This window comes from Stenotrophomonas sp. YJH_SMC_101-4 (assembly GCF_059370395.1).
The window spans coordinates 223,977-233,238 of record NZ_JCAFTP010000006.1 but is presented as its reverse complement, the minus strand read 5'-3'; the positions used below and the strand labels follow the sequence as shown (position 1 = coordinate 233,238).

Here is a 9,262-nt window from a genome sequence, read left to right as displayed (position 1 = left end):
CTTGAGGCGGGCGCATCGCGTGGCGATGTGCGGGCGATCATAGCGGAACCACCTGACCGGGGACGGAGCGGTTCTCGTTCCGTCCACCAGCGAAGGTACGAAGACCTCAATCCACATCACTCCAGACCGCCAACTCGTAGCCATCCAGATCGCGGAACTGGAAGCGGCGGCCACCGGGGAACGCGAACACCGCCTGCACCACCTCGCCCCCAGCGGCAGTCACACGCTGCTGTGCATCGGCCAGGTCCGCGCAGTAGAGGATCACCAGCGGCCCGCCGTGGGCACGCACCGGCGCGTCGGCCACGAAGCCGCCTTTCAGGCGGCCATCGTCGAACTCGGTATAGGCCGCGCCGTAGTCGGTGAACTGCCAACCGAACACCTCGCCATAGAAGCGCTTGCTGCGGGCGATGTCGGCGACGTTGAATTCAATGTTGTCGATGCGGCATTCGGCATCGTGGGGTGCGACGTGGCTCATGGCGTGGCTCCGTGGTGGGAGCCCCAGCTTCAATCAACGTGGCATCGCGGTCTTGAACGAAACGGCCATCATTGGCCCCACTCCAGACGCAGTTCGCGTGCGGTCATGCCACCCAGCTCACGCGCCTCGCGACTGAGATGGGCCTGGTCGGCATAGCCGGCCTCGGCGGCCAGCATCGCCAGCGAGTGCTGTGGCAGCGCGCGGCTGTGGCGAAGAAAACGTTGCAGGCGCAGGATCCGCTCCAGCGTCTTCGCCCCATAGCCGAACTGCGACTGGCTGAAGCGCCGCAGGCTGCGCGGACTCAGGCTCAGGCGTGCCGCCAGCGTATCCAGCGTGGCGTCACCAATGGCGAGCGCCTGAAACAGGGCATGTGCACGCTGCGCCGGGGTATCGAGCGCGGACGCACCCATATGCTGTTGCAGGCAGTGCGCCATCCGCTGCAGGCGCTGTGCAGGCGCGGTGTCACCAATGGAGGCCGCCGCCTTGCTCGCCCACGCGCCCTTCAGATCGGCCAGTGGCACGGCCTGGCCGATGATCTCGGCCAGGGGCAGGCCCAGCGCGGCCAATGCCTGGCCGGGACGGAAGCGTGCCCCCAGCACCTGCGCACCGGGTGCCAGCGCCGGGTGCGCGGCCACGCGGTCCGGGCCGACCACGAACAACGCACCGTCGCGCCAGAGGATATCCACGCAGCCATCGGGCAGTACGGTGATGTGCCCATCGGCATCGTCAGGAAGCTGGCTCTGCCACAGCTGACCAAAGTGGCCGCGCAGCGGCGCAGGCGCCGGATGCTCCTGGTAGGCCGTGCCAGTACCTGCGAGGGGGGAAGAGTCGCCCATGCCGCATTGTCGCGCTACAGGGCCCATAAAAGTGAAGCCCGGCGCGAGGCCGGGCTTCGGTTGGCGTGTGGGAGAGAGAGAGTCACACGCCAGCACAACACGCACTAACGACAGGCGTTTGTTACCAGGTGAAGCGCGGGCCCACGAACCACTCGCGGTCGCCAGCCTTGGCCAGCTTCACTTCGCCGCTCAGGCCCCAGTTCTGGTTGAACTTGGCGGTGGCGCCGACACGGCCGTAGAACTCGCCGTCCGGGTTGTAACCGTGCTTCTTGCTGAAATCTTCGTAGCCGGCCATCACGTAGCCTTCCACGTACGGGTTGAACGCGGTGCGCACGCCCACTTCAGTGGAGTAGCCGTTGAAGTCCAGGCCGCGCTTCTCGTCGTACTTCTGGTACGCAACACGGGCCACCAGATCGGTGTTCGGTGCGATGCCGTAGTTGTAGCCGACACCCAGGCGCCACTGGTCGACGTCATTCTTGAACTTGTCGGTTTCCTGGGCGCTGTAGTCGCCAAAGACGTGGAAGTTCGGGTGCACCGCAACGGAACCCTTCACCTTCCAGCCATCGGCGTCGCCGCCCTTGGCATCGGTGTTCACGTAGCCGCCTTCAACGTAGTTGTACGACAGGCCATCGGTTGCCGATGCAGCGAACGGCAGGGCAGCCAGAAGACCCAGGGCAAGCAGCGAATTCTTGTTCATCGGGACACACCTTTAATTATTTTGGTTTCGTCGACCGCCTCCCGGGAGGGGGAGAGAAAGGAGGCGGTCGACAGGTGTGAATTATCCGTTAGGGGGTCTAATCAACCCTGAATATTGAACTGACTGGTGTATAAATAAGGCTGGCGTTCAGGGAACTCTGCATGGCACCGCTGCCGGCTTCTTATACGCACCACGCTCGATGCTTGATGTGGGCACTGATCCTGATCGCCTCGCCGGTCGCGCTGCTGCAGGCACAGGCGGCTGAGCGCATCGTTTCTGCCGGGCACATCGTCGTGCAGACAGACGATGTCACGCGCTTCTTCAAGGTGATGGACGCCAACCAAGGGCGCCCAAGCGCCGATGAACTGCAACACGGCTATCTGGATGCGGGTACGGATGCCCTGCGCAGCTTCACCGACAGCCGTATCGGCTCGATGGAGCGGCTGGCCAGGGCCATCCAGGACAAGCCGGCATTGTTTGCGAAAGCGGGAACCTGCGCGACAGCATTGCCATCGATCCGCACGCGCGTCGCCGCTGCCGTCGATCAGCTGGGCGCCTTGTTGCCGTCTGCGCGCTTTCCCCCGGTCACCGTACTGGTGGGCCGCGGCAACAGTGGTGGCGTGACCACCGAAGCAGGCGTGGTCATCGGCCTGGAAGCGCTGTGCAACGCCGACTGGATGCAGGCCGATGTGAGTGACCGCTTCGTGCATCTGATCGCCCATGAGTATGTGCACGTGCAACAGCCTGGTGCACGCGTGGAGGTCGAGCAGCCCACCCTGCTCTATCAGACGCTGCTGGAAGGCGGCGCCGAGTACGTGGCCGAACGGATCTCCGGGCAACCGGCCAACGCGCATCTGCAGCGTTGGACGCAGGGTCATGAGTGTGCGCTGGAGCGCGCGTTCCTGCAGGACAGCATGGGCACCGATCTTTCGAGGTGGCTGTACAACGGCCCCGGCGACGATGCGCGCCGTGGAGATCTCGGCTACTGGATCGGCTGCCGCATTGCCCATGCCTACGTTGCGCGCGCGCCCGACACGCGCAACGCCATCGCCGAACTGCTGAATGTCCAGCCTGGAAACGCTGCAGCGCTGCTGGAAGCAAGTGGATGGCAACCTGCGTGCGGAGCAGGCGAAAGCGCGCAGGCGCAGATACCGTGATGCCGGCTTCATGCTGGTGAATGGGTGATATTGAACAGGCACAAGGCGCTTGGCCGGCGCAGATCAGCTCGCCTGATCCCGCTTGTTAAGGTTTGTTGATTTACAGGCCTTCACAGCCCATCCACGTACTCAAATTCCAGCTGAAAGCGCTTGGTAGCGACGGGAACAAACGCCGCTATATTCCAGCTTCCCCAGACGAAGGAGGGAGTGCAATGAACCTGAACCCGCAACACATGAAGACGGCCCGCGCACTTGCTGTAGCGCTCATCGCCACCGTCAGCCTTGGCGCCTGCGCCTCTTACAAGAACGAGTTTGCAACCATCAACTCGCGTCTCGATCAGCTCGACGTCAAGGTGCAGGGTGCTGCGCAGAGTGCGGAATCCGCCAACCAGTCCGCACAGCAGGCCAACCAGCGTCTGGACCAGATCGAAGGCCGCGTGCAGCAGCTTGAAAGGGCACCGGCCGGCCGCAAGCCGCGCGGGTAATCGCTCCCTCACTGCTTGAATTGATCCATCTCTGTATCGGGAACCAGTGGCCTTCGCCGGCCACTGGCGTCCTTCCACCCAAGACTGCATTGCAAGGAGCCGTCTCATTCGTACCTACTCCTCCCCTGCACGCCGCGCCCTCCATGCCGCACTGGCCATGGCACTGGTCGTTGCGTGCAGCGGCGTAGCCAACGCCAGGGACAAGGACGCACCTGCATCACCGGTAGCCGCCGTTGATGAACTTCCGGCTGACCAGAGCGTGTCCGAAACGGTGATCGAACTGGCCGGCTGGGTCGTCGCCAGCAAGGACAACCAGGGCTATCCGTTTGCAGTCATGGACAAGGCGGCGGCGCAGGTTCTGATCTTCAGCGGTGACGGCAAGCTGCGTGGCGCGGCACCGGCGCTGTTCGGTTCGGCTATCGGCGATCATTCCGCACCCGGCGTCGCCAAGCTCGCACTGAGCGCGATTCCCGGCCACGACCGCACCACGCCGGCCGGCCGCTTCATCGGTGGCTACGGCCCCTCCGACGATGCCGGGCGCGTGCTGTGGGTGGATTACGATTCCGCGGTTTCAATGCACCCGCTGCCGCCGGGCAGCCCGAAGGAAAAGCGTGCCGAACGACTGGCATCGCCCACGCCGGACGACAACCGCGTCACCCACGGTTGCATCAATGTCTCGCCCGCGTTCTACGGGCAGATCGTGCAGCCCATGTTCGAGAAGGGCGGCGTGTTCTACATCCTGCCGGACAAGGATTCGATCGCGAAGACCTTCCCGGAGTTCGCGCAGAGCCGCGGGGATGCGAAGGACGAAGACGAGAAGGGCGCGCGGCGCGCAAGCAAGTAATACGCTCGTCGGCAGATTGGAATTCAGGAAGCCGCAGCCCCTGCGGCCCGCGCCAATACCGCGGCATGCGCGTCGCCCTTCCGCTCGCTGTAGCGGTCCACCAGGTAGTCCGACCGCCCTCGCGTCAGCAGCGTGAACTTCACAAGCTCCTCCATCACATCCACCACGCGGTCGTAGTACGGCGAGGGCTTCATGCGCCCATCGTCATCGAATTCCTGCCAGGCCTTGGCCACCGATGACTGGTTGGGGATGGTCAGCATGCGCATCCACCGGCCGAGCACGCGTAGCGTATTGACGGTGTTGAACGACTGCGAGCCACCGCTCACCTGCATCACCGCCAGCGTCCTGCCCTGCGTGGGCCGCACGCTGCCATCTTCCAGCGGCAACCAGTCGATCTGGTTCTTGAACACGCCGGTGACCGTGCCATGCCGCTCGGGGCTGACCCAGACCTGGCCTTCCGACCACTGCGACCACGCACGCAACCGCTGCACTTCAGGGTGGCTCGTGTCCACGCTGTCGAGCATGGGCAGCGCATGCGGATCGAACATGCGGGTTTCGCACCCCAGATGGCGCAGCAATCGCTCGGCTTCCAGCGCCAGCTTGCGGCTGAACGACTGCGGCCGCAGCGAGCCGTAGAGCAGGAGGATGCGTGGCGGCCCCAGATCTGCCGCGGCGAGCTGGTGATGATTGGGCTGGGGCAATGACGATTCCACCAGATTGGGCAGGTCAGGGCTTGTGATTGGCTTATTCATTCGATTATTCTAGAAATATGGAAACGTTAAATGCAATCACCGCCCTCACCGCGCTCGGTCATGCCACCCGCCTGGCTGCCTTCCGCCTGCTGGTGGAGGCTGGCCCGGCAGGGCGCATGGCGGGCGACATCGCCACGGCCCTGCAGGTGCCCCCAGCCACGCTCAGCTTCCACCTGAAGGAGCTGGTGCAGGCCGGGCTGGTGGAGAGTGAAAGCCAGGGCCGCCATGTCTGCTATCGGGCCAACTTCGATGCCATGAACGGCTTGATCGAGTACCTGACGCACAACTGCTGCGCGGGCTCGCCGGACGAGCGGTGCGCGGTGAGCGAACCGGCATGCAGGTGCTGAGATGAAGCCAGACCCCGTGATTCGTGCCGGCACACGCGACGACCTGTCCTCGATCCGGGACCTTCTGCAGCAGGCGCAGTTACCCGTGGCCGATCTGGAAAGCAGCAAGGTCGTGTTTTTCGTCGCGGACCTCGACGGCGTCCCCGTGGGCGCCGTTGGATTGCAGGTTTTCGGCGCCTCGGCGCTGCTCCGCTCCCTGGTGGTGTCTGATGACCGACGCGGCGCCGGCCTTGGACGCGCATTGCTGGCAACGGCCGAAGAGATGGCCCGCCGTATGCAGGTCAGGGAACTGGTGCTGCTGACAACATCGGCAGGCACGTGGTTCGCGCGGCACGGCTATGCCGGATGTGATCGCGCGCAGATAGCGGAGGCGATCCGCAGCTCTGCCGAGTTCACTTGTCTCTGCCCGGCCAGCGCGCTTTGCATGTCCAAGCCACTCACTGACCATGGAAGCCACATGACCCGCAATATCCTGTTCCTCTGCACCGGCAACAGCGCCCGCAGCGTGCTTGCCGAAGCCACTTTGCGTGCCTGGGACAGTGATCGCTTCACCGCGTTCAGTGCCGGCAGCCAGCCTACCGGCCAGGTCAATCCGTTCGCGCTGGTGCAACTGCAGGCCGAAGGCATGCCGATCGATGGGCTGCACAGCAAATCGTGGGATGAGTTCGTGGACGCGGCCCCGATGGACCTGGTCATCACCGTATGCGATTCGGCGGCCGCCGAAGCTTGCCCAGTGGTGTTCGGTGACTTCATCCGCAGCCACTGGGGTCTGCCCGATCCGGCGGCCGTCGCGGGTAGCGATGCCGACAAGGCCGCAGCATTCGCGCAGGCCCATGCCATCGTGAAGCTGCGACTGCGTGCATTGCTCGCGCTGCCCGAATCGTTGTGGTCCGACCGTACGGCGCTGCAGCACGCGCTGGACCGGATCGGCCGGCTGCTGCCGACCGACGGCGCGCAGTGACGGTGCCACTGCCATGAGCCTGTTCGAGCGACACCTGACGCTGTGGGTTGTGCTGTGCATTGCGATGGGCACGCTGCTGGGCCATGTCCTGCCCGATGCCTTCGCGGTGCTGGCCTCCGCCGAAGTGGCCAAGGTCAACCTGCCGGTTGCACTGCTGATCTGGCTGATGATCATCCCGATGTTGCTGAAGGTCGACTTCACTGCGATGCGCCAGTTGCAGCAGCACTGGAAGGGCATCGGCGTGACGCTGTTCATCAACTGGGCGGTGAAGCCATTCTCGATGGCGCTGCTGGGCTGGCTGTTCCTGCGCCATGCCTTCGCCGACTGGTTGCCCGCAGCACAGATCGACAGCTACATCGCCGGGCTGATCCTGCTGGCGGCCGCGCCCTGCACCGCCATGGTGTTCGTCTGGAGCAACCTGTGCCGTGGCGATGCCAACTTCACCCTGAGCCAGGTGGCGTTGAACGACGCGATCATGGTGGTTGCCTACGCGCCGGTGGTTGCACTGCTGCTGGGCCTGTCGGCGATCACCGTGCCGTGGGATACCCTGCTGCTGTCGGTGGGCCTCTACATCGTGGCGCCGGTGCTGGTGGCGGCGTTGCTGCGGCACTGGATCCTGTTGCATCGTGGCGAGGCGGCGTTGCAGCGGGTGCTTCGCAAGCTTGGGCCCGTCTCGCTGTGTGCGCTGCTGCTCACACTGGTGCTGCTGTTCGGCTTCCAGGGCCGACAGATCGTGGAGCAGCCGCTGGTGATCGCACTGATTGCGGTGCCGATCCTGATCCAGGTCTATTTCACTTCCGGCCTGGCCTACCTGCTCAATCGTCGCCTGGGCGTGGCGCATTGCGTGGCCGGCCCTTCGGCGTTGATTGGCGCCAGCAATTTCTTCGAGCTGGCGGTTGCCACCGCGGTGGGACTGTTCGGTGTGCATTCGGGGGCTGCGCTGGCGACGGTGGTGGGTGTACTGATCGAGGTGCCGGTCATGTTGTCTGTGGTGCGGATCGTGAACCGTACTCAAGCCTGGTATGAGAGACACGAAGAGCACTGACACACCGGAGTGCGCCGAAGTCGATTTACGTTCTTCGCCCCACACTGTCGTCATCGGCCTGGTGGGGTGCCCGTACGCCACGTCATCAACTTCGACCCATGTCGCATATTCCCCATGCCGCTACGGACGTTGCGGCGCCTGCGTCTGCGACGGCTTAACAGCATGCAAAAATGCCAAAAGCGTCTTTGATCCAGCGTTGAATGCAACTCTTCTGATTGGCGTTGCGCAGCGACGGCGGTACAGATGGTGGGCCGCCGGAAAATGGGTGGCCGGGCCTCGAAAACCCGTTAGATCACGAACGTTGTTTGCGCTTGCCAGCCGGCGTCACCCCGCGTGGCGCCGGCTGGCATTCCGTCTGCCGGCTATGGCGGGCGGAGCGTGGAGGCCTTGCGCCTGCCGGTCTTGTTCGTGATCTCCCGGTTTTCGAGCCACGTCTCCGCCCGCCACCTCTATGTGGCGGTTACCGTCTGTCCTGCACGGAGCCCTTGCCATGAGCACACCCGAATCCTCCCGCCTGCGCGCGCAGTACGTGCCCGCCAACGCGGACGCGCCCTCGGAAGCACTGCACCCGCACGATTCGCACGGTTTCATCGCCACGCTCGACCGCATCGGCAAGGGCGCGGCCGCCGACGGCCAGCCCTGGCCCGAACGTCATCAGATGCCAGGGCGCCGCATGGCGCTGGCCGACGCGGACTGTGCGTTGGCCGGGCTGCGCGTGGCGCTGGAAATGCTGCTGGCTGCCGAGCGCGTACGCCAGAACGGGCCCGAGGAGGAATACGTGGGCGACCGCGTGATGGAGGGCCTGATGATGGCCAGTCTGTCGCTGGCCGCACAGGTCAGCGCACGCATGCGGCCGGAAGGGTGATACGGGGAACAACGCTCACTGCAGCGCCGGGCACGGCCCGGCGCTGCAGAGCGCGCCACATCACTCGCAGAGCACGCTGTCTTCCTTCAACGCGGCATCCTGCAGTGGCTGGCGCTGTTCGATCTGCGCACGCTGTTCCGCCGTCGGCTCGCCCAGCCACCACACACGGCAGCGCGCGGTAAGACGGCCGACCAGCTTCGACTGATCGGGCGAGTACAACATCGCCAACGCGGTGCCGGGGCAATCGTGGGCCTGGCAGGCGGTGTAGAACCACCACGGCTCGCCCTGCAGCACCAGCAGCTCGCCAGGGCCACTGGGTCCGCTCAACAGGCGCTTGCGCAGCGACGGAATGTCCTTGTCGCTGGATTCGGCGTCCTGCGTGCCCTTCATCAACGCATCGAACGCGGCCAGCACCTTCGGGTCCTTGCGGCCGCAGTCATCCACGGTGTTGCCGCCCACCAGAGTAAAGAAGTGGGTCGCCAGCGGATTGTCCGCGCAGGTCAGTTCGCCGCCGGCGGCCGGGTCTTCCGGCTCGCCTTCGTTGTCCCACACCGCAGGGTCCACGCCTTCTTCGATGGACGGTTCCTTCTCGACCACGGTGGCCGTGGCGGCCGGTGCTTCGGTGGTCGGCGCTGGCGCCGCAGCAGGTGCAGTCCCGCCAGTCTTCTCCGGTGCCTGTCCGCAGGCTGCCAACAGCGCGGCCATCATCGCCATCCCTGTGATTCGCATCTTCATTCCGTGTCCTTGTCTGATCTGCGCTGCATCCGCCGAATCTGCGGCCGCGTGATTCTAACCAGC

The 9,262-nt window shown here is 64.8% G+C and carries 12 protein-coding genes and 1 pseudogene; 8 read left to right on the top strand and 5 right to left on the bottom strand.

The features are described from left to right. Window positions 1-106: 106 nt before the first annotated feature. From AC5P8D_RS19655 to AC5P8D_RS19645, 3 genes are all read right to left on the bottom strand, one after another. A complete protein-coding gene (locus tag AC5P8D_RS19655; RefSeq protein WP_043400702.1) occupies window positions 107-475 on the bottom strand; it encodes a VOC family protein in 369 nt (122 codons plus the stop codon). Window positions 476-543: 68 nt separating this feature from the next. Next, entirely contained in the window at window positions 544-1,311 is a 768-nt protein-coding gene (locus tag AC5P8D_RS19650; protein WP_143993692.1) for a helix-turn-helix transcriptional regulator, read from the bottom strand. Window positions 1,312-1,432: 121 nt separating this feature from the next. After that, window positions 1,433-2,008: an OmpO family porin gene (locus AC5P8D_RS19645; protein WP_004134798.1), complete on the bottom strand. Its 576-nt coding sequence runs from the start codon at window positions 2,006-2,008 to the stop codon at window positions 1,433-1,435. 206 nt (window positions 2,009-2,214) lie between these two features. Between AC5P8D_RS19645 and AC5P8D_RS19640 the strand changes: the two genes are divergently transcribed. From AC5P8D_RS19640 to AC5P8D_RS19630, 3 genes are all read left to right on the top strand, one after another. Beyond that, window positions 2,215-3,165, top strand: a complete 951-nt coding sequence (locus AC5P8D_RS19640; RefSeq protein ID WP_043400707.1) for a DUF2268 domain-containing putative Zn-dependent protease — start codon at window positions 2,215-2,217, stop codon at window positions 3,163-3,165. Window positions 3,166-3,377: 212 nt separating this feature from the next. Beyond that, window positions 3,378-3,650, top strand: coding sequence for a hypothetical protein (locus AC5P8D_RS19635; RefSeq protein ID WP_010487149.1), 273 nt, complete (start codon window positions 3,378-3,380; stop codon window positions 3,648-3,650). Between the two features lie 157 nt (window positions 3,651-3,807). Further along, window positions 3,808-4,494 (top strand): L,D-transpeptidase family protein, encoded by a 687-nt coding sequence (locus AC5P8D_RS19630; protein WP_043034949.1) that lies wholly within the window; start codon window positions 3,808-3,810, stop codon window positions 4,492-4,494. A gap of 23 nt (window positions 4,495-4,517) precedes the next feature. Here the strand turns inward: AC5P8D_RS19630 and arsH are convergent, their stop codons facing one another. Beyond that, on the bottom strand, window positions 4,518-5,246 hold the full coding sequence (gene arsH, locus AC5P8D_RS19625; RefSeq protein WP_029380128.1) for an arsenical resistance protein ArsH: 729 nt from the start codon (window positions 5,244-5,246) through the stop codon (window positions 4,518-4,520). A gap of 17 nt (window positions 5,247-5,263) precedes the next feature. Here arsH and AC5P8D_RS19620 point away from each other — a divergent pair, with 17 nt between their 5' ends. The 5 genes and pseudogenes from AC5P8D_RS19620 to AC5P8D_RS19600 all read left to right on the top strand — a co-directional run bounded on the left by AC5P8D_RS19620 (window position 5,264) and on the right by AC5P8D_RS19600 (window position 8,464). Then, window positions 5,264-5,593, top strand: coding sequence for an ArsR/SmtB family transcription factor (locus tag AC5P8D_RS19620; protein WP_010487154.1), 330 nt, complete (start codon window positions 5,264-5,266; stop codon window positions 5,591-5,593). Between the two features lies 1 nt (window position 5,594). Then, window positions 5,595-6,014, top strand: a pseudogene (gene arsN2 / locus AC5P8D_RS19615) (arsenic resistance N-acetyltransferase ArsN2); the annotation flags it as partial. 36 nt (window positions 6,015-6,050) lie between these two features. Then, the gene (locus AC5P8D_RS19610) at window positions 6,051-6,554 is read left to right on the top strand and encodes an arsenate reductase ArsC (RefSeq protein WP_329766172.1); all 504 of its coding nucleotides are present in this window, start codon (window positions 6,051-6,053) and stop codon (window positions 6,552-6,554) included. Window positions 6,555-6,567: 13 nt separating this feature from the next. Continuing rightward, window positions 6,568-7,599 carry an ACR3 family arsenite efflux transporter gene (gene arsB / locus AC5P8D_RS19605; protein ID WP_495203585.1) on the top strand — a complete coding sequence of 344 codons (1,032 nt, stop codon included), beginning with the start codon at window positions 6,568-6,570 and terminating at the stop codon, window positions 7,597-7,599. A 490-nt stretch (window positions 7,600-8,089) separates the two neighbouring features. Beyond that, window positions 8,090-8,464, top strand: a complete 375-nt coding sequence (locus AC5P8D_RS19600; RefSeq protein WP_099472769.1) for a hypothetical protein — start codon at window positions 8,090-8,092, stop codon at window positions 8,462-8,464. Window positions 8,465-8,524: 60 nt separating this feature from the next. Here the strand turns inward: AC5P8D_RS19600 and AC5P8D_RS19595 are convergent, their stop codons facing one another. After that, window positions 8,525-9,199, bottom strand: a complete 675-nt coding sequence (locus tag AC5P8D_RS19595; protein ID WP_019338210.1) for an Ivy family c-type lysozyme inhibitor — start codon at window positions 9,197-9,199, stop codon at window positions 8,525-8,527. Window positions 9,200-9,262 lie beyond the last annotated feature (63 nt).